At 74.8% G+C, this 19,560-nt stretch carries 14 protein-coding genes; 2 read left to right on the forward strand and 12 right to left on the reverse strand.

Going from position 1 to position 19,560, the window contains the following annotated elements; translation table 11 throughout:
* Positions 1-29 precede the first annotated feature (29 nt).
* Positions 30-1,622: a metallophosphoesterase gene (locus OOK41_RS27615; RefSeq protein ID WP_266267220.1), complete on the forward strand. Its 1,593-nt coding sequence runs from the start codon at positions 30-32 to the stop codon at positions 1,620-1,622.
* A gap of 18 nt (positions 1,623-1,640) precedes the next feature.
* Here the strand turns inward: OOK41_RS27615 and OOK41_RS27620 are convergent, their stop codons facing one another.
* The 6 genes from OOK41_RS27620 to ligA form a co-directional block, all read right to left on the reverse strand.
* Positions 1,641-3,998 carry a transketolase C-terminal domain-containing protein gene (locus OOK41_RS27620; protein WP_266267221.1) on the reverse strand — a complete coding sequence of 786 codons (2,358 nt, stop codon included), beginning with the start codon at positions 3,996-3,998 and terminating at the stop codon, positions 1,641-1,643.
* Positions 3,999-4,109: 111 nt separating this feature from the next.
* The gene (gatB, locus tag OOK41_RS27625) at positions 4,110-5,609 is read right to left on the reverse strand and encodes an Asp-tRNA(Asn)/Glu-tRNA(Gln) amidotransferase subunit GatB (RefSeq protein WP_266267222.1); all 1,500 of its coding nucleotides are present in this window, start codon (positions 5,607-5,609) and stop codon (positions 4,110-4,112) included.
* A gap of 12 nt (positions 5,610-5,621) precedes the next feature.
* Positions 5,622-7,097, reverse strand: a complete 1,476-nt coding sequence (gene gatA, locus OOK41_RS27630; RefSeq protein ID WP_266267223.1) for an Asp-tRNA(Asn)/Glu-tRNA(Gln) amidotransferase subunit GatA — start codon at positions 7,095-7,097, stop codon at positions 5,622-5,624.
* On the reverse strand, positions 7,094-7,399 hold the full coding sequence (gene gatC / locus OOK41_RS27635) for an Asp-tRNA(Asn)/Glu-tRNA(Gln) amidotransferase subunit GatC (RefSeq protein WP_117666131.1): 306 nt from the start codon (positions 7,397-7,399) through the stop codon (positions 7,094-7,096). The genes gatA and gatC overlap by 4 nt, the downstream gene beginning before the upstream one ends.
* A 189-nt stretch (positions 7,400-7,588) precedes the next feature.
* A complete protein-coding gene (locus OOK41_RS27640; protein WP_266267224.1) occupies positions 7,589-10,042 on the reverse strand; it encodes a bifunctional diguanylate cyclase/phosphodiesterase in 2,454 nt (817 codons plus the stop codon).
* A 270-nt stretch (positions 10,043-10,312) separates the two neighbouring features.
* On the reverse strand, positions 10,313-12,580 hold the full coding sequence (gene ligA / locus OOK41_RS27645) for an NAD-dependent DNA ligase LigA (RefSeq protein WP_266267225.1): 2,268 nt from the start codon (positions 12,578-12,580) through the stop codon (positions 10,313-10,315).
* A 198-nt stretch (positions 12,581-12,778) separates the two neighbouring features.
* Between ligA and OOK41_RS27650 the strand changes: the two genes are divergently transcribed.
* Entirely contained in the window at positions 12,779-13,345 is a 567-nt protein-coding gene (locus OOK41_RS27650) for a type II toxin-antitoxin system PemK/MazF family toxin (protein ID WP_117666127.1), read from the forward strand.
* 30 nt (positions 13,346-13,375) lie between these two features.
* On the opposite strand, the gene OOK41_RS27655 is transcribed toward OOK41_RS27650, so the two are convergent.
* The 6 genes from OOK41_RS27655 to OOK41_RS27680 form a co-directional block, all read right to left on the reverse strand.
* Positions 13,376-14,383: an ADP-ribosylglycohydrolase family protein gene (locus tag OOK41_RS27655; RefSeq protein ID WP_266268023.1), complete on the reverse strand. Its 1,008-nt coding sequence runs from the start codon at positions 14,381-14,383 to the stop codon at positions 13,376-13,378.
* Positions 14,384-14,425: 42 nt separating this feature from the next.
* Positions 14,426-14,794, reverse strand: coding sequence for a VOC family protein (locus tag OOK41_RS27660; RefSeq protein ID WP_207892620.1), 369 nt, complete (start codon positions 14,792-14,794; stop codon positions 14,426-14,428).
* A 36-nt stretch (positions 14,795-14,830) separates the two neighbouring features.
* A complete protein-coding gene (locus OOK41_RS27665) occupies positions 14,831-15,835 on the reverse strand; it encodes a methionine synthase (protein ID WP_117666121.1) in 1,005 nt (334 codons plus the stop codon).
* A gap of 18 nt (positions 15,836-15,853) precedes the next feature.
* Entirely contained in the window at positions 15,854-16,927 is a 1,074-nt protein-coding gene (mnmA, locus tag OOK41_RS27670) for a tRNA 2-thiouridine(34) synthase MnmA (protein WP_207892619.1), read from the reverse strand.
* Between the two features lie 161 nt (positions 16,928-17,088).
* Positions 17,089-18,264, reverse strand: a complete 1,176-nt coding sequence (locus OOK41_RS27675; RefSeq protein WP_117666117.1) for a cysteine desulfurase family protein — start codon at positions 18,262-18,264, stop codon at positions 17,089-17,091.
* A gap of 336 nt (positions 18,265-18,600) precedes the next feature.
* The gene (locus OOK41_RS27680) at positions 18,601-19,560 is read right to left on the reverse strand and encodes an electron transfer flavoprotein subunit alpha/FixB family protein (RefSeq protein ID WP_266267226.1); all 960 of its coding nucleotides are present in this window, start codon (positions 19,558-19,560) and stop codon (positions 18,601-18,603) included.

Here is a 19,560-nt window from a genome sequence, read left to right on the forward strand (position 1 = left end):
TCCTTCATTGGGCAGGTCAGAATCTCAGCATGGACGGCCAGGAGAACGAACAGCGGAACACCGGGGACGCCGGGGACGCCGGCACCCCGGCGACCGGTCGTGGCCGGCGCCCGGCCCTGCGGCGCCGGCGCGGGGCCGTCCCGGCCGGCCGGGGCCGGGCCGTCGCCCGCCGGGTGGGCGTGGCGCTCGCCGTCGTGGCGATCGCCCTGGCCGGGGTGGTGCTCGGCACCCTCGCCGGCGGGCGGGTGCAGACCGACATCGGCCCGTTCCGGGCCGAGCTGACCCTCGCGCCCGCGCTCACCGGCGGCACCACCGTCGACATCCCGCCGCTGGGCGCCCTGCAACTGGACAGCCACGACGGGCCGACCCACCTGACCGTGGGGCTGGGGGCGCTGGACCAGCGACGCACCGAGGCGTTGATCGACGACCCGGCGAGCATCAGCCGGGCCAGCCAGTCCGCCGTCACCGACGTCCGGACCGGGGTGATGCGCCTCGGGCTGCGTACCATCGGCGCGACGCTGCTGGTCACCCTGCTGCTGGCCGCCCTGGTCTTCCGGGACGCCCGGCGCACCGCCTGGGCCGGGGGACTGGCCCTGACGGTCACCGCCGCCAGCCTCGGCCTGGCCGCGTCCACCCTCCGCCCGCAGGCGATCGAGGAGCCCCGGTACGAGGGGCTGCTGGTCAACGCCCCGGCGATCGTCGGCGACGCCCGGAGGATCGCCAACGACTACACCAAGTACGCCGAGCAGCTCCAGCGCCTCGTCGGCAACGTCAGCCAGCTCTACACCACCGTGTCCGCGCTGCCGGTGTACGAGCCGGCGCCCGGCACCACCCGGGTCCTGCACGTCTCCGACATGCACCTCAACCCGACCGCCTGGCAGCTCATCCGCACGGTGGTCGAGCAGTTCGGCATCGACGTGGTGATCGACACCGGGGACCTCACCGACTGGGGCAGCGAGCCGGAGGCGTCCTTCGTCGGCTCGATCGGGTTGCTCAAGAAGCCGTACGTCTACATCCGGGGCAACCACGACTCGGGCAAGACGTCGGCGGCGGTGGCCCAGCAGCCGAACGCCATCGTGCTGAACAACTCGACCACCACCGTCGCCGGGCTGACCATCGCCGGCATCGGCGACCCCCGGTTCACCCCGGACAAGGAGACCTCGCCCGCCGGCAGCGGCCTGACCAAGCAGGTCGCCGACCAGGTGATCGGGGCCGGCGACCAGCTCGCCGCCACCGTCCGCGACTCGCCGAAACCGGTCGACATCGCCCTGGTGCACGACCCGGCGTCCGCCGGCCCGCTGTCGGGCACCTGCCCGCTGGTCCTCGCCGGCCACACCCACGCCCGGCAGGTCTCCAAGCTGCCGCAGGTGCCGGGCCAGACGGCCACCCAGCTCATGGTGGAGGGGTCCACCGGCGGGGCCGGGCTGCGTGGCCTGGAGGGAGAGAAGCCCACCCCGCTGTCGATGACGGTGCTCTACCTCGACAAGGACAAGCTGCTCCAGGCGTACGACGACATCACCGTCGGCGGGACCGGCCAGGCGCAGGTCAACCTGGAGCGGCACGTGGTGCAGAACCCGAAGGCCGGCGCCGAGGTCCCGGTCACCCCCACCCCGACCCGCTGAGGCGGGCCGGGCGGGGGGTCAGCGCAGGGACAGGGCGGCCAGGGCGGCGTTGACGATGCTGCCGGGCAGCAGGTCGTGCAGCTCGTACAGCTCGTGGACGCTGCCGGACTGGCCGAACTCGTCGACCCCCAGCGGCACGGCGGGCGCGCCGAGGGCCGAGCCGAGCCAGGCCATGGCGTGCGAGGCGGCGTCGTGCACGGTCACCACCGGCACCCGGTCGGCGAACGCCGACCGCAGCGCCCCGGGGACGCTCGGCACGGTGGCCGTCCGGACGCCCTGGCGCAGGGTGCGCTGCCAGGCCCGGTAGAGCCGGTCCAGGCTGGTCACGTCGACGACGTGCGCGGCGATGCCCTCCTCGGCCAGCTCGGCGGCGGCGGCCAGCACCTCGGGCAGCACCGCGCCGGACGCGGCGAGCTGCACCACCGGGGCGTCGGCCAGGTGCGGGTCCGCCTCGTGCGCGTCCACCAGCCGGTACGCCCCGGCGACCGCCTGCCGGCGCAGCACCGCGTCGCCGAGCCGGGCCCGGGCCGCCTCGAAGGGGGCCTGGTCGATCGGGCGGGTGCTGAGCCGGAAGTAGTACGCCCCGTCCTCGGCCGGCGCGGCGGTGCTGGCCGGCGCGCCACCGGCGGCGATCTGGCCGAGCGCGTCGCAGAGCAGCCAGTCGAGCGTGGCCGCGTACGCCGGCTCGACGAAGGTGACCCCGGGCAGTTCCAGCCCGACCGAGGCGGTGATCGTCGACTGGTGGGCGCCGCCCTCGGGAGCGAGGGTGATGCCCGACGGGGTGCCGGCGACCACGAACCGGGAGCCGGAGTACGTGCCGTACAGGAACGCGTCCAGCCCGCGCAGCACGAACGGGTCGTAGACCGTGCCGACCGGCAGCAGCGGCTGCCCGGACAGGTCCCAGGACAGGCCGAGCTGGCCGAGCAGCAGGAACAGGTTCATCTCCGAGATGCCCAGCTCGATGTGCTGGCCCGACGGGCTCTCCGTCCAGCGCAGCATCCGGTCCTCCGTCCAGGAGCGCTGCGCGGTCGGGGCGAACACCCCGGTCTTGTTGATGAACCCGGCCAGGTTGGTCGAGGTGGCCACGTCCGGCGCGGTGGTGACCAGGTACGGCGCCAGCTTCTCGTCCCGGGCCAGGTCCACCAGCACCCGGCCGAAGACCTCCTGGGTGGAGACGGGCTTGTTGGCGCGTACCCGGGTGGCCTCCGGGACGGTGACCGGCAGCGCCCGCTCGCGGGGCGCCCGGGACAGCGCCTCCCGGCGCTCACCGGCCCGGATGCCGGCCGGGGTCGCCGGGTCGAGCCGGTCCCACTCGGTCTCGGCGGTCAGCCCGTGCGCGGTGCGCAGGGCGTCGACCTGCTCGGTGGACAGCAGCGCCGAGTGGTTGCGCGGGTTTCCGGCGATCGGCAGCCCCCACCCCTTCACCGTGTACGCGAAGACCACGCTGGGCCGGTCGGTGACCGCGTCGCACTGGGCGTACGCGTCGAGCATCGCCGCGAGGTCGTGCCCGCCCAGGTCGGTGACCAGCGGGCCCAGCTCGTCGTCGGGGACGTCGGCGATGAACTCGGCGATCCCGGCCGGCGCCCCGTCGAGGAACTGCGCGCGCAGCGCCGGGCCGGCCAGCCCGAACAGCGACTGGTACTGCTCGTTGGGCATCGCGTCGATCCAGTCGCGCAGCGCCTCCCCGCCCGGCCGGGCGTACGCCTGGGCGAGCCGGCGGCCGTACTTGACCTCGACGACGTGCCAGCCGGCGGCCTCGAACTGGCCGCGCCACTGGTTGATCCGCACCCCGGGGACGACCCGGTCCAGCGACTGGCGGTTGAAGTCGACCAGCCACATCACGTTGCCCAGCCCGGTGGTGGCCGGGTCGGCGACGGCCTCCCAGATGTTGCCCTCGTCCAGCTCGGCGTCGCCGATCAGCGCCACGAACCGGGAGTGCGGGCGCTCGCCGAAGTGGGCGTCGACGTACCGGCGGGTGACGGCGGCGAACAGCGGCGCGGCGGCGCCGAGGCCGACCGAGCCGGTGGAGAAGTCGACGCCGTCCGGGTCCTTGGTGCGCGACGGGTACGACTGGAGGCCGCCCCGGGCGCGCAGCCTCGGCAGGTACGACCGGTCCAGGTTGCCCAGCAGGTACTGGACGGCGTGGAAGACCGGGGAGGCGTGCGGCTTGACCGCGACCCGGTCCTCGGCGTCGAGGTGGGCGAACCACAGCGCGGTCATCGCGGTGACCAGGGAGGCGCTGGAGGCCTGGTGGCCGCCGACCTTCACCCCGTCGCCGGTGGCCCGGTCGTGGTTGGCCGCGTCGACGATCCGGGTGGCGAGCCAGAGCACCCGCCGCTGGATCTCGTCGAGGACATCGAGGTCGTGCTGGTTCACGGTGGCTCCATCCGGGCGTCGCCGTTGACGCCCTCGCGAGGGGGTGCGGGGGCCGCGTACTCGAAGAAGGCGGGAGGGCCGCCCCCTGGTCGGCGGCGGCCCTCCCGGGGGTCAGCCCTGGACGCCGAGGCGCTCCAGGATCAGCTCGCGGACGGTCTTGGCGTCGGCCTGGCCGCGGGTGGTCTTCATGACCGCGCCGACCAGCGCGCCGGCCGCCGCGACCTTGCCGCTGCGGATCTTCTCGGCGATTTGCGGGTTCGCGGCGATCGCCTCGTCCACGGCGGCGGTGAGCGCGCCGGTGTCGGAGACGACCTCCAGGCCCCGGTTGGTCATGATCTGGGTGGGTGAGCCCTCACCGGCCACCACGCCCTCCAGGACGGTCCGGGCCAGCTTGTCGTTGAGCTTGCCGGCGTCGACCAGGCCCTGGAGCTCGGCGACCTGGGTCGGGGTGGCCCCGACGTCGGCCAGCTCGATGCCGGCCTCGTTGGCCCGGCGGGACAGCTCGCCCAGCCACCACTTGCGGGCGCCGGCGGGGGTGGCCCCGGCGGCCACGGTGGCCTCGATCAGCTCGACCGCGCCGGCGTTGAGCACCGACTGCATGTCGGCGTCGGACAGGCCCCAGTCCTGCTGGAGCCGGCGGCGGTGCAGGCGGGGCAGCTCCGGCAGGGCGGCCTTCAGCTCGGCCACCCACGCGGTGTCCGGGGCGAGCGGCACCAGGTCCGGCTCCGGGAAGTACCGGTAGTCGGTGGCGGTCTCCTTGGACCGGCCCGGCCGGGTGTCCCCGGTGTCCTCCTGGAAGTGCCGGGTCTCCTGGGTGATCCGGCCGCCCGCGTCGAGCACCGACGCCTGGCGCAGCATCTCCGAGCGGACCGCCCGCTCCACCGAGCGCAGCGAGTTGACGTTCTTCGTCTCGGTGCGGGTGCCCCACTCCTCGCCGGGAAGGTTGAGGGAGGTGTTCACGTCGCAGCGCAGCGAACCCTCCTCCATCCGCACGTCGGAGACGCCCAGGGAGCGGATCACGTCGCGCAGCTCGGCGACGTACGCCCGGGCCACCTCGGGGGCGAGCGCACCGATGCCGGGGACCGGCTTGGTGACGATCTCCACCAGCGGGATGCCGGCCCGGTTGTAGTCGACCAGCGACTCGGTCGCCCCGTGGATCCGGCCGGTGGCGCCGCCGACGTGCAGCGTCTTGCCGGTGTCCTCCTCCAGGTGCACCCGCTCGATGCCGATCCGGACCAGTTCGCCGTTCACCTCCACGTCGAGGTACCCGTCGACGCAGAGCGGCTCGTCGTACTGGCTGATCTGGAAGTTCTTCGGCATGTCCGGGTAGAAGTAGTTCTTCCGGGCGAACCGGCACCACTGCGCGATGGAGCAGTTCAGCGCCAGGCCGATCCGGATCGTCGCCTCGATGGCCGCCTTGTTCGCCACCGGCAGCGAGCCGGGCAGGCCGAGGCAGACCGGGCAGACCCGGGTGTTCGGCTCGCCGCCGAAGTCGGTCGGGCAGCCGCAGAACATCTTCGTGTTCGTGCCCAGCTCGACGTGGGTCTCCAGGCCGATCACCGGTTCGTAGCGCGCGACGACGTCGTCGTACGCGGGCAGGGTGGTCGTCATCGGTGCTCCTACCTACAGTGCCGGTGGGGTGAACGTGCCGACCGCAGACTCCAGCGCGGCGGCGACCCGGTACATCCGGTCGTCGGCCATCGTCGGGGCCATCACCTGGAGCCCGACGGGCAGCCCGTCGGCGAGCCCGCACGGCACCGAGATGCCCGGCCCGCCGTACAGGTTGGCCGGGATGGTGTACAGGTCGGCCAGGTACATCTGGTACGGGTCGGCGGTGCGCGCGCCGATCGGGAACGCCACGAACGGCGTGGTCGGCGAGATCAGCGCGTCGACCCGCTCGAACGCGGCGGTGAAGTCCCGGGTGATCAGCGTCCGGACCTTCTGCGCCTGCCCGTAGTAGGCGTCGTAGTAGCCCGAGGAGAGGGCGTACGTGCCGAGCATGATCCGGCGCTTGACCTCGGGGCCGAAGCCGACGTCCCGGGTCAGCGACATGACCTCCTCCAGCGACCGGTTGCCGTCGTCGCCCTCCCGCAGCCCGAACCGGACGCCGTCGAACCGGGCCAGGTTCGAGGAGCACTCGCTCGGCGCGATCAGGTAGTACGCCGGGAGGGCGTACTTGAAGTGCGGGCAGGAGATCTCGACGATCTCCGCGCCGAGCTTGGCCAGGGCGTCGACGGACTCGCGGAACGCGGCCGTCACGCCCGGCTCGCCGCCCTCGCCGGAGAACTCGGTGACCACGCCCAGCCGCACGCCGGTCAGGTCGCCGGTCGCGCCGAGCCGCGCGGCGGCCACCACGTCGGGCACCGGCTGCGGGATGGAGGTGGAGTCGCGCGGGTCGTGGCCGCCGATCGCCGCGTGCAGCAGCGCCGCGTCCAGCACCGTACGCGCGCACGGGCCCGGGGTGTCCAGCGAGGAGGAGAACGCCACCAGGCCGTACCGGGAGGTGCCGCCGTAGGTGGGCTTCGCCCCGACGGTGCCGGTGACCGCGCCCGGCTGGCGGATCGAGCCGCCGGTGTCCGAGCCGATCGCCAGCGGCGCCTCGTACGCGGCCAGCGCGGCGGCGCTGCCGCCACCGGAGCCGCCCGGGATGCGGTCGGTGTCCCACGGGTTGCGGGACGGCCCGTACGCCGAGTACTCCGTGGAGGAGCCCATGGCGAACTCGTCCATGTTGGTCTTGCCGAGCATCACCGTGCCGGCCGCCCGCAGCCGCTGCACGATCGTCGCGTCGTACGGCGGACGCCAGCCCTCAAGGATCTTCGACCCGACGGTGGTCGGCACGCCCTTGGTGGTCAGCACGTCCTTGACGGCCACCGGGACGCCGGCCAGCGGGCCCAGTTCCTCGCCGGCCGCCCGGCGCTCGTCGACCGCGCGCGCGGCGGCGAGCGCGCCGTCGGCGTCGACGTGCAGGAAGGCGTGCACCCGGTCCTCGACGGCGGCGATCCGGTCCAGGTGGGCCCGGGTCACCTCGACGGCCGAGGTCTCCCCGCCGGCCACGAGGCCGGCGATCTCGACGGCGGTCAGCTTGGTCAGGTCAGTCACGACGCCACATCCTCGTCCAGGATCCGCGGGACGCGGAACCGCTGTTCCTCCGCGTCGGGCGCGCCCGACAGGGCCTCGGCCGGGGTCAGGCCCGGCACCACCACGTCCTCGCGCAGCACGTTCGTCAGCGGTACGGAGTGGGAGGTCGGCGGAATGTCCGCCGCGGTGACCTCGCCGACCTGGGCGACCGCCTGGAGGATCGTGTCGAGCTGGCCGGCGAAGGTGTCCAGCTCCTCCTCCGTGACGGCGAGCCGCGACAGTCGCGCCAGGTGCGCGACCTCCTCGCGGGAGATGGCGGCCATCAGTGCCCCCTTCGTGGCTGTCGTGCTGTTCTGGCGGTGGCCCGCCGCGCGTCGGATTGACGATGACGTGCGGTGACCGGAGCGAGTCTATTGTCCAGCACCGGCCCGGCGTCCCCGACTCCCCCTTCGGCCCTCCGACGCCGGGGTGCCGGCGGGCCGCAGGGCCGGCGGACGTGCGGGGTCGGCGGGTCAGCGGATGTGCGGGGGCCGGCTCTCCGCCTCCCGCGCGGCCGGCCGCAGCGGCCGGTACCGGGCGAGCCACGCGGCCAACTCCTCGGCCGGCATCGGCCGGGCGTAGAACCAGCCCTGCGCCACGTCGCAGCCGGCGGCGTGCAGCAGCCGCCAGGTCCGCTCGTCCTCCACCCCCTCCGCGACGACCCGAAGCCCGAGCGCCCCGGCCAGCTCGATCATCGACCGGACGATCGCGGCGTCGTCCGCGTCCTCGACCATCCCGAGCACGAACGACCGGTCCACCTTCACCTCGGACAGCGGAAGCCGGCGCAGGTGCTGCATCGACGAGTACCCGGTGCCGAAGTCGTCCAGCGCGATGGCCACCCCGATGCCGTGCAGCCGGGAGATGGTGGCCAGCACCCGGCGCGGATCGGCCATCAGCGCGCCCTCGGTGATCTCCAGTTGCAGCCGCTCCGGCCGGACGCCGAACCGGGCCAGCCGGTCGGCGATCTGGTCGGCGATCTCGCCGGTGTGCAGGTCCCGGACGCTGACGTTGAGCGCCGCCCGCAGGGTGATCCCGGCCGCCGACCACTTCGCCAACTGCTCCACCACGTCGTCGACCACCCGGCGGGTGAGCAGCCGCATCACCGCGCTCTGCTCGGCGACCCGGATCAGCTCCTCCGGGTCGACCATCCCCCGGCGCGGATGCCGCCAGCGCAGCAGCGCCTCCACGCCCACCACCTCGCCGGTGGCGATGGCGACCTGCGGCTGGTAGTACATGGTGATCTCGCCGGGGTCGCCCGGCTCGTCCGGCCCCGCCGGCCGGCCGGCCGGCTCCGCGTACCCGCGCCCGGGCTCCGGCCCGGTCCCGGAATCCGCCTCCGTTGCCCCGCCGCCCGGTTCGACCGGCTGCTCCGGCCCGGCGCCGCTCGCGGCGGCCCGCCGACGGATCGGGTCGGCGGCGGTGACGATCCGGTGGATCAGCTCGTCGGGGTGGGCCTGCCCCGGGCGCTCCCGGCGCCGGCGGGCGCCCCACCGGGTCGACCCGCCGGTCGAGCCGCCCGCGCCGCCACGGCCGGCGACCGCCGGGGCGAGGGCGGACGGCAACGCGGCGCCGTCCCCGCCGCGCACCCCGCCCGCCACCCGACCGTCGTCCCGCCCCGCCGGCCCCGATTCGAGTACGCGCCGCAGGTCGGCCAGCAGACCCAGCCGCTCGGCGGAGTTGTGGTCGGACTCGGCGGCGTACACGGCGACGGTGTCGCTGCGCTGCTTGGCGTCGTACATCGCCACGTCGGCGTGGCGCATCAGGGTGGCGAAGTCCTCCCCGTGCTCGGGGTAGATCGCGATGCCGATGGAGCCGCCGACGTCCAGCGGCAGCCCGTCCAGCGCCACCGGCTCGGCGAGCGCGGCCACCAGCCGCTCGGCGGTCTCCCGGGCGGCGTCGACCCCGGTCAGCCCGGTGCTGACGATGGCGAACTCGTCCCCGCCGAGGCGGGCGAGCAGGTCCCGGTCCCCCACCGCGCCGGCCAGCCGGGCGCTCACCTCGACCAGCAGCCGGTCGCCCACGGCGTGACCGAGCGCGTCGTTGACGTTCTTGAACCGGTCCAGGTCGATCAGCAGCAGCGCCAGGTGGGCGTCCTGGTCGCCCCGGGCGGCCCGCTCGGCGTGCAGGTGGACCTGCTCGGCGACCTCCGCGAGCAGCGCCTTGCGGTTGGGCAGGCCGGTGAGCGGGTCGAGCGCGCCGAGCTGCTCCTGCTCGGCGGCGAGGTGGGCCATCCGGTACACCGCGAACAGCGGCACCAGCACCAGCGGGATCAGCGCGGCGCTGGCCCGGGCGGCGGCCACCAGCACCGGGGCGAGCAGCAGCAGCGACCCGGTGGAGATCAGCTCGTATCCCAGGCCCGACCGGACCCCGGGCCACCAGCGGCCCCCGAAGCGCAGCCGGATGGCGGTGCTGACCAGGCCGTAGTTGGCCACGAACCAGGCCGTCGCCGCCCCGCCGACGGCCAGCACGTCCCGCCAGCCCAGGTGTCCGCCCTCGAAGATCCCGCCCGGTCCCAGGCCGGTGACCGCGGCGGCGGCGGCCAGCGCGCAGGCGTACTGGGCGGCGTTGAAGCCGGACCGCCAGCCGGCGTGCCCCATCCGCCAGCCCGAGACGACCACCGCCACCGTCTGCACCGCCACGGCCGGACCGAGCCCCCAGCCGAGCAGGATGGCGAAGGTGAAGCAGGTGGACGGGAAGACCGCCGAGGGCTGCCGGCGCCCCGGCGGCACGAACGGCCGCGCGTCGCAGATCACGGCGAGGGCCGCCATCGTCCAGAACGCCACCGGCAGCGCGGCGACCCGGTCCGGCAGCGCGGCCAGCGGCCCGGCCGCGACCAGCAGCGCCAGCGCCGCGACGGCGGCGACGAAGCCGTAGAAGGACGTCACCCGTGCCGGCGGGACGGAGTTTCGCGGATCGGCGGCCGCCATCGCACCTCCCGGGCAGTGGCCACGGCGGGCCCTGCGCCCGTCGTGCCCCCATGAAACGCCCTGGGTGCCGCTTTTTCCGAGACGACAGCCACGAATCGGTCGTAGTCGTAATTAAGTTGGTATACGCGGCCAGGTGCGGTCAAGCCCCGCGACCCGCGACCCGGCCCCTGCGGCCCGGGTCGGTGGCGCACTGCGGGCCCGGGTCGGTGGCGCCCTACGGCCGGGCCGGTGGCGCACTGCGGCCCGGGTCGCCCGGGGCGGCGGACCGGGTCACTCGCCGATGCGGGCCACCTCACGGGCCGCGTCCGGGCCCTGGTCGAGCAGGACCCGGAAGCCCTCCTCGTCCAGCACCGGCACCTTCAGGCTGACCGCCTTGTCGGCCTTGGAGCCGGGGTTGTCCCCCACCACCACGAAGCCGGTCTTCTTGGAGACCGAGCCGGTCACCTTGCCGCCCCGGGTCTGGATCGCCTCGGCGGCCTGGTCCCGGGAGAACCCGGCCAGGGTGCCGGTCACCACGACGGTGAGCCCCTCCAGCGGGCGCGGCCCCTCGTCGCCGGCCTCCTCGGTCATCCGTACGCCCGCCTCGGCCCACTTGCGGACCACCTCGCGGTGCCAGTCGACGGTGAACCACTCCTTGATGCTGGCCGCGATCGTCGGGCCGACGCCGTCGACCGAGGACAGTTCCTCCTCGTCGGCCGCCTCGATCGCCGCCATCGAGCGGAAGTGCCGGGCGATGGCCTGGGCGGCAGTCGGGCCGACGTGCCGGATGGAGAGCGCCACCAGCACCCGCCACAGGTCGCGCTCCCGGGCCACGGCGAGGTTGTCGAGCAGCTTCACGGCGTTGCTGCCGAGGCTGCCGTCCTTGTTCACGAAGAACGGCGACCGGGCCAACTGCTCGGCGTCGAGGCCGAACAGGTCGCCCTCGTCGGTGATGACCTGAGCGTCCAGCAGCGCCGCCGCGCCCTTGTAGCCGAGCACCTCGATGTCGAACGCGCCCCGGCCGGCCAGGTGGAACACCCGCTCACGTAGCTGCGCCGGGCAGCTACGGCTGTTCGGGCAGCGGATGTCGACGTCCGCCTCCTTCTCCGGCCGCAGCGGGGTGCCGCAGGCCGGGCAGTTGGTCGGCATGACGAACGGCCGGGCGTCGGCGGGCCGCAGGTCGACCACCGGGCCGAGCACCTCGGGGATCACGTCGCCGGCCTTGCGGATCACCACCGTGTCGCCGATCAGCACCCCCTTGCGTTCCACCTCGCGGGCGTTGTGCAGGGTGGCGTAGGCGACGGTGGAGCCGGCCACCTTGACCGGCTGGAGCAGGGCCCGTGGGGTCACCCGGCCGGTGCGCCCGACCTCCACCTCGATGTCGAGCAGCTTGGTGTTGACCTCCTCCGGGGGGTACTTGAAGGCGATCGCCCAGCGCGGGGCCCGACTGGTGGAGCCGAGCCGGCCCTGGATGGAGACCGGGTCCACCTTGACCACCACGCCGTCGATCTCGTGCTCGACGTCGTGCCGGTGCTCGGCGTAGTACGCGATGAACTCCGCGACGCCGGCCAGGTCGGGCACCACCCGCCAGCGGTCGCTGGTCGGCAGCCCCCACGCCTTCAGCGCCGCGTACGACTCGGACTGGGCGGTCGGGGTGAAGCCGCCCCGGGCGCCGATGCCGTGCACCACCAGCCGCAGCGGCCGGGACGCGGTGATCCGCGGGTCCTTCTGGCGCAGGCTGCCGGCGGCGGCGTTGCGCGGGTTGGCGAACGGGTCCTTGCCCTGCTCCACCAGGCTGGCGTTGAGGTCGGCGAAGCCGGCGACCGGGAAGAAGATCTCGCCGCGCACCTCGATGAACTCGGGCATGTCGGGGAACTCGGCCGACGGGGTCAGCCGGGCCGGCACGTCCCGGATGCTGCGGACGTTGGCCGTGACGTCCTCGCCGGTGCGCCCGTCGCCCCGGGTGGCCGCGCGGACCAGCCGGCCCTTCTCGTAGGTCAGGTTGATCGCCAGCCCGTCGACCTTGAGCTCGCACAGGTAGGGCACCGGGCCGCCGGCGTCCCGCTCGACCCGCTCGGCCCAGGCCGCCAGTTCCTCGTCGGCGAAGGCGTTGTCGAGGGAGAGCATCCGCTCGGCGTGGGCGACCGGGGTGAAGTCGGTCGAGAAGGTGCCGCCGACCCGCTGGGTCGGGGAGTCCGGGGTGCGCAGCGCCGGGAACTCGGCCTCCAGCGCCTCCAGCTCGCGCAACTGCCGGTCGAACTCGGCGTCGGTGACGATCGGGGCGTCCATGACGTAGTAGCGGTACTGGTGCTCGGTCAACTCCTGGCTCAGGGTGGCGTGCCGCTCCCGCGTCTCGGGGGTCGGGTCGGCGCCCGCCGCCGCCTCCTGGGCCGGGGTGACCCGCTGCGGTACGGCCTCCTCCGCGCCACCCCCGGCCGCCCCGACCGACGCGCCCGGCCCCGCCGGATCGTCCCCGGCCGCGCTGCCGCTCGCCGGTGCCGCCGCCGGATCGTCCCCCGACGTCCTGCCGCCCTTCGACGCCCTGCCGCTCTCGGACACCTTGCCGCTCCCCGACACCTTGCCGCCACCGGACACGTCGTGCGACCTCCTGTGATCACGCTACCCCCGCACCGTATCGGCCGGGTAGGACAATCCACCGGCCGCCCGCCGCGCCCGGCGGGCCGTCACCCCGCCGACGTGCGAGGATCGCCGCACGTCGGCGGTGCCGGGGCCGCCGCCGGACATGGGGAGGCGCAGATGCCGGACTGGCTGCTCTGGGCGCTGGCGATCGTGCTGGCCGTCGTCGCGGGCTGGGCATGGAGCGAGTGGCGCCGGCGGAACTCCGGGCCCGAGCGCGCCCGGCGGGACCGGCCCCGGCCGCAGCGGGACCGACCGCGCCCCGGGTCCGCCGCCCCCCGCCCCGGCCGGGGCGCCGGCACGCGGGCCCCGGGCCGACCGGCCGCCCCGCCCCGGCCGCGCGCCGCCGAGCGGGCCCCCGCCGGCACGCCCCGACCCGGCGAGGTCTGGTGGGCCGAGGTCCCGTACGCCGACGGCACCGGCTCGAAGGTCCGCCCCTGTGTGGTGCTGCGCGCCGACGGTCGGGGCGTCGACGTGCTCAAGGTCACCAGTCAGGACAAGTCCAACCGGGACGACCACGTCCGCATCCCCACCCGCGACTGGGACCCCGGCGCCGACCACGACAGCTACCTCGACATCAGCGAACCCATCCGGATCACCACCTCGGCCCTGCGGGACCACGCGGGCAGGTGCGACCCCGCCCTCTGGCGCCAACTCCGCGCCCTCCCCCACCTCCCCACCTCTTGATCAACGGGGCTGGTCGGGTGGGGTGGGGGGTTAGTCGTGAGGGGTGGCTAGGGTGGTTAGTTGGTCGGCGTACTCGATGCGGGTGGACCAGGCTCTCGGCCAGGCGGACAGGCCGTGGGCGGCGCCGACGAAGGCGCCGGCCAGGGCGGCGATCGAATCGGAGTCGCCGGCGGTGGTGGCGCCCCGGGCCAGCGCGCCGACCGGGTCGTCGGCGTGCCACAGCGCGCAGAGCAGCGCGGTCGCCAGCGCCTCCTCGGCCACCCAGCCCTCACCGGTCCGCCGGCACGGGTCGCCGCCGTCGTCGGGGCGGGTGAGCGTCGTGTTCAGCCGGCCCAGGACGGCCAGGCACTCGTCCCAACCACGGGCGATGAAGTCCTCCGGGGAGTCCACGCCCGGGCGCTGCCACAGGTCGCCGAGCCAGTCCGCCCGGTAGACCCGGCGCTGCCCGCGGGCCCGCTCGGCGAGCAGCGCCGGCAGCTCGGCCAGGACGACACCGTCGCGCAGCAGCCGAACCGCGTACGCGGTCAGCTCGCTGGCGGCCAGCCCGGTGGGGTGGCCGTGGGTCAGCCCGGCCTGGAGCTGGGCGAGGCCGGCCAGGGTGTCCAGGTCGACGGGGAGCAGCCCGATCGGGGTGACCCGCATGTTGGCGCCGCAGCCCTTCGAGCCGGCCACGGTCGCCTCCTGCCAGCGCACCCCCCGGGACAGCTCGGCGCAGGCCCGCAGGCAGGTCATCCCCGGGGCGCGGTTGTTGTCCGGGCTGACCGACCAGGCCAGGAAGCGCTCCCGCAGCAGCGGCTCGACCGCCTCCGGGGTGAACGCCGGCGCGTCGTGCAGCGCCCAGCCCACCGCGAGCGCCATCTGGGTGTCGTCGGTGACCAGCGCCGGGTCGCCCTCCAGCTCGCGCGGGCCGGACGGGCCGTACCGGCGGTGGATCTCGGCGACGGTCAGGAACTCGGTCGGCCGGCCCAGCGCGTCACCGTAGGCGAGGCCGAAGAGCGAGCCGGAGGCCCGCCGGAGCGAGGAGTCGATCACCCCCATGATCATGCCTGGCGGCAGCAAGCCCCGCTACGGGAGCGCGGGTCACTCCCAGACGAGGCAGAACGGGTGACCGGCTGGGTCGGCGTAGACCCGGAAGTCCTCGCCCTCGCCGGGCAGCCGCCGCGCGCCCAGGGCCAGCGCCGCCTTCTCGGCGGCCTCGATGTCGGAGACGGTGACGTCGAGGTGGAACTGCTGGGGCCGCTCCGGGTCGGGCCAGGTCGGCGGGGGCAGCTCGGGTGCCCGCTGGAAGGCGAGCCGGGGATGGCGGCCCGCCGGGCCGCCGAGCACCACCCACTCGTCGCCTTCGGAGTCCTCCTCCGCCACCGGCAGGCCCAGCAGCTCGGCGTAGAACGCCGCGAGGGCCCGGGGGTCGGGGCAGTCGATCACCGTAGAACGCAGTTGTCCAACCATGGGCGTCATTCTGCCCGCCGGGTACGACAGGAAACCTCAGTCCTCGGCGAGTCGCCGCCCCGCGTCCCGGCATGCGGCGAGCACCGCCCGGACGTACTGCGGGGTGGCTCCGGCGAGGCCGCAGGCGGGGGTGACCACCACCTGCTCGGTGAGCCGGCGGCGGGGAAAGCCGAGGCGGTCCCAGAGCTGACGTACCCGGTCGGCGACCTGGGCGGAGGTCGGCGCGCGACCGTCCGGCGGCGGGGTGGCCGGGGCGGCACCGGCCAGCAGCCCGAGCCCGGCGTCGATCGCCTCGCCGAGCGGGTCCAGGTCCTTCACCAGGCTCAGGTCCAGCGCGACCGCGGCGGCGCCGGCCGAGCGGACCAGCTCCAGCGGGAGGTCCGGCGCGCAGCAGTGCACCACGACCGGGACCCCGACCGCCTCGACCACGGTGCGCAGCAGGTCCGCCGCGTCGGACTGCGGCACCGGACGGTACGTGCCGAAGCCGCTCTCCGTGGGCACCCGCCCGGCCAGCACGGCCGGCAGGGACGGCTCGTCGAGCTGGAGCAGCACCGTGGCCCGGGGCAGCCGGCGGGCGACAGCGGCGACGTGCCCGCGCAGCCCCTCGGCGAGGGAGCCGGTGAGGTCCCGCACCGCGCCCGGGTCGCGCAGCATCCGGCCGCCGATCGGCAGGTCGAGCGAGGCGGCCAGGGTGTACGGGCCGGCCGCCTGCACCTTGACCGTCCCTGCGTACTCCTCGGCCTGCTCGGCGAGTTGGTCGAGATCGCGTTCCATCAGGTCCCGCGCCCGGCGCAGGTCCCGGCCCGGCCGGGAGGCGACCCGCCAGCGGGCCGCGTACAGCTCGACGGGCAGCTCGGCCAGCAGGCCCCCGGTGCGCCCGATCAGGTCCGCCCCCGGCCCGCGTGCGGGCAGCTCGGGCAGGTGGGGCAGGGCGGGCAGCTCGCCGAGGACGACCCGCTGCGCCTCGGCCACGTCGGTGCCGGGCAGCGAACCGATGCCGGTCGCCGCGCCGGCCGGCCAGGACCATGCGAGATCTGTCACGGGCGAAGGGTATACGGATCAGCCGGTGATGGTGGCGGAGCCGAGCACCACGTCGCCGGCCGGGTCCGGCCGGTACGCCACCACGGCCTGGCCGGCGGCGACGCCACGCACCGGGCGGCGCAGCTCGGCGCGCAGCGTGTCCCCGGTCAGCTCGACGGTGGCCGGCACCACGTCGCCGTGGGCGCGTAGCTGCACCTCGCACCCGAACGGCCCGGCCGGCCGGGCGCCTGCGGTCCACACCGGACGCTCGGCGCGCACCGAGGAGACCTCCAGCGCCTCGGCCGGCCCCACGGTGACGGTGTTGGTCTTCGGCGTGATCGAGAGCACGTAGCGCGGCCGGCCGTCCGGGGCGGGCCGGTCCAGGTGCAGGCCGCGCCGCTGCCCCACCGTGTACGCGTACGCGCCGGTGTGGCTGCCGACCACCGCGCCGGTGAGCGCGTCGACCACGTCGCCCGGGGCCTCGCCGAGCCGGCCGGCCAGGAAGCCCCGGGTGTCGCCGTCGGCGATGAAGCAGATGTCGTGCGAGTCCGGCTTGTCGGCCACGGCGAGCCCACGGCGGGCCGCCTCCTCGCGGACCTGCGCCTTGGTCGAGTCGCCGAGCGGGAAGATCGACCGGTCGAGCTGGGCGCGGGTCAGCACCGCCAGCACGTACGACTGGTCCTTGGCGAGGTCGACGCTGCGGCGCAGCAGGCCGTCCGGGCCGAGCCGGGCGTGGTGGCCGGTGACGACGGCGTCGAAGCCCAGGGCCACGGCCCGGTCCAGCACCGCGGCGAACTTGATCTTCTCGTTACAGCGCAGGCAGGGGTTCGGGGTACGGCCGGCCGCGTACTCGGCGACGAAGTCGTCGACCACGTCGGCGTGGAACCGGTCGGCCATGTCCCACACGTAGAACGGGATGCCGATCACGTCGGCGGCCCGCCGGGCGTCCCGGGAGTCCTCCAGCGTGCAGCACCCGCGCGCCCCGGTCCGGTACGTCTGCGGATTGCGGGCCAGCGCCAGGTGCACGCCCGTCACGTCGTGCCCGGCCGCCACTGCCCGCGCCGCCGCCACGGCGGAGTCCACCCCACCGGACATGGCCGCAAGAACCCTCACCCCGTCACGCTCCTTTCCCCCCGAGCCTACCGGCCCCCGCCCTCCGCCCCGTCGATCATGGAGCCGTGCGGGGGGACGGATGACGCGCATGATGTCGAACCGGGCACCACGCGTCCATGATCGACGGGGTGGGGGTGGGGTGGGGTGGGGTGGGGTGGGGGTTAACGGGGGGTGCGGAGGGCGGCGGCGCGGCGGGCGCGGTCGACTGCGGCCGGGAGGGCCGTCACCAGGGCGTCGATGTCGGCCTGGGTGCTGGTGTGGCCGAGGGTGAAGCGGAGTGAGGAACGGGCGCGGTCGTCGTCGGCGCCCATCGCGATCAGCACGTGCGAGGGCTGGGCCACGCCGGCCGAGCAGGCCGAGCCCGTGGAGCAGGCGATGCCCTGGGCGTCGAGCAGCAGGAGCAGGGCGTCGCCCTCGCAGCCGGGGAAGGAGAAGTGCGCGTTGCCCGGGAGCCGGTCGGCCGGGTCGCCGTTGAAGACCACCTCGGGGACGGCGTACCGGACCCGCTCCACCAGGTCGTCGCGGAGGGCGGCCACCCGGGCCGCGTACTCCTGCTGGCCCTTCACGGCCGCCTCCACCGCGACCGCGAAGGCCACGATGCCGGCGGTGTCCAGCGTGCCGGAGCGGACGTCGCGCTCCTGCCCGCCGCCGTGCAGCAGCGGGGTGGCCGCGACGTCCCGGGCGAGCAGCAGCGCGCCGACGCCCGCGGGGCCGCCCAGCTTGTGCCCGGTGACGGTGAGCGCGGAGACGCCGCTGGCCGCGAAGTCCACCGGCACCTGGCCGACGGCCTGGATCGCGTCGGTGTGGAACGGCACGCCGTACTCGGCGGCGACGGCGGCCAGCGCGGCGACCGGCTGGAGGGTGCCCACCTCGTTGTTGGCCCACATCGCGGTGACCACGGCGACCCCGTCGCCGTGCGCGGCCAACTCGGCGCGCAGCGCCTCCGGGGCGAGCCGACCGGCGGCGTCCACCGGCAGCCAGCCCACCTCGGCTCCCTCGTGGTCGACCAGCCAGTCGACCGCGTCGAGCACGGCGTGGTGCTCGACGGCGCTGGAGACCACCCGCCGCCGGCCCGGGGACGCCGACCGACGGGCCCAGAAGATGCCCTTGACCGCCAGGTTGTCGCTCTCCGTGCCGCCGCCGGTGAAGATCACCTCGGACGGGCGGGCACCCAGCGCGGCGGCCACCCGCTCGCGGGACTCCTCCACCCGACGCCGGGCACGCCGGCCGGCCGCGTGCAGTGCCGACGCGTTGCCGACCTCGCGGGCTGCGGCCAGGTACGCCGCCAGTGCCTCGTCGAGCATTGGCGTCGTCGCGGCGTGATCCAGGTATGCCATCACCGTTCAGCCTACTGACCGGGGCATCGGCGGCCCGACCCCGGAGGGCAACCCCGCCCAGGCACGGGCAGAGACCGGGGCGGGCGGGCCTGCACCGACGGGCAACTGCACCTACATGTGGCGAATCTCCCGGAGATTCCCGGGTACTACGAGGTCGGGCACATCGATCCGGAGCGCCCACTGCGGCGACAGCCTGCTGGGGGGCACCCTGACGGGCTGATCGGCGGGCCGGCTCAGCTCCCCGGCCCGCCGATCAGCTCCCTTGCGGCGGCACGCGAAAGGGGCCACCCGATCCGGGTGGCCCCTGTCCGCACCCGGGTCCCCCCGGGCCGTCGTTCACTTGCGCTTGCGGATCTCCTCGGCTGCCTGCGGGACGACCTTGAACAGGTCGCCGACGACGCCGAAGTCGGCCAGCTCGAAGATCGGGGCCTCGCCGTCCTTGTTCACGGCGACGATCGTCTTCGAGGTCTGCATGCCGGCCCGGTGCTGGATCGCCCCGGAGATGCCCAGCGCGACGTAGAGCTGCGGGGAGACCGTCTTACCGGTCTGTCCCACCTGGAACTGGTGCGGGTAGAAGCCCGAGTCGACGGCCGCGCGGGACGCGCCGACGGCACCACCGAGCAGGTCGGCCAGCTCCTCGACCAGCTTGAAGTTGTCGGCGTTGCCGACGCCGCGACCACCGGAGACGACCACGCCGGCCTCGGTCAGCTCCGGACGCGAGCCCTTCTGCTCGGCGACCCGGTCGACGACCCTGGCCAGTTTGTCGGTGTCGGTGACCGACACGCTGAGCTGCTCGACGGCCGGGGTGGCGGCGGCCGGCACCGGGGTGACCGAGTTCGGCCGGACGGTGACCAGCGGCAGGCCCTTGGTGACCTTCGACTTCACGATGGCCGAGCCGGCGAACGCGACCTGGGTGGCGGTACCGTCGGCGGCCAGGCCGACCACGTCGGTCAGGATGCCGTTGTCCAGCCTGACCGCCAGCCGGGCGGCGATCTCCTTACCCTCCTGGGCGGAGGCGAGCAGCACGGCGGCGGGCTGCACCCGCTTGACCAGCTCGGCCAGCACGGTGGCCTTGGGGGCCACCAGGTAGCCGTCGATCTCCTCGCTCTCGGCGGCGTAGATCTTCTCCGCGCCGTACTCGCCCAGCTTCGCGCTCAGCGCCTCGGCGGCACCGGGCCCGCCGAGCACGACCGCGCTCGGCGTGCCCAGCTCGCGGGCGAGGGTGAGCATCTCCAGGGTGACCTTCTTGACGCCGAACTCCCGGGTGGCTTCGACGACGACGAGAACCTCAGACAT

It is taken from the genome of Micromonospora sp. NBC_01655, from assembly GCF_026339755.1.
Taxonomy (GTDB): domain Bacteria; phylum Actinomycetota; class Actinomycetes; order Mycobacteriales; family Micromonosporaceae; genus Micromonospora.

Bases quoted from the DNA above. Each gene is read 5' to 3' on its own strand.
- OOK41_RS27655 (WP_266268023.1), bottom strand. From the start codon at position 14,383: ATGGGGGTGATCGACTCCTCGCTCCGGCGGGCCTCCGGCTCGCTCTTC.
- OOK41_RS27660 (WP_207892620.1), bottom strand. From the start codon at position 14,794: ATGGTTGGACAACTGCGTTCTACGGTGATCGACTGCCCCGACCCCCGG.
- OOK41_RS27680 (WP_266267226.1), bottom strand. From the start codon at position 19,560: ATGTCTGAGGTTCTCGTCGTCGTCGAAGCCACCCGGGAGTTCGGCGTC.
- gatB (WP_266267222.1), bottom strand. From the start codon at position 5,609: ATGACGACCACCCTGCCCGCGTACGACGACGTCGTCGCGCGCTACGAA.
- OOK41_RS27650 (WP_117666127.1), top strand. From the start codon at position 12,779: ATGCCGGACTGGCTGCTCTGGGCGCTGGCGATCGTGCTGGCCGTCGTC.
- OOK41_RS27615 (WP_266267220.1), top strand. From the start codon at position 30: ATGGACGGCCAGGAGAACGAACAGCGGAACACCGGGGACGCCGGGGAC.
- OOK41_RS27675 (WP_117666117.1), bottom strand. From the start codon at position 18,264: ATGGCATACCTGGATCACGCCGCGACGACGCCAATGCTCGACGAGGCA.
- OOK41_RS27640 (WP_266267224.1), bottom strand. From the start codon at position 10,042: ATGGCGGCCGCCGATCCGCGAAACTCCGTCCCGCCGGCACGGGTGACG.
- gatC (WP_117666131.1), bottom strand. From the start codon at position 7,399: ATGGCCGCCATCTCCCGCGAGGAGGTCGCGCACCTGGCGCGACTGTCG.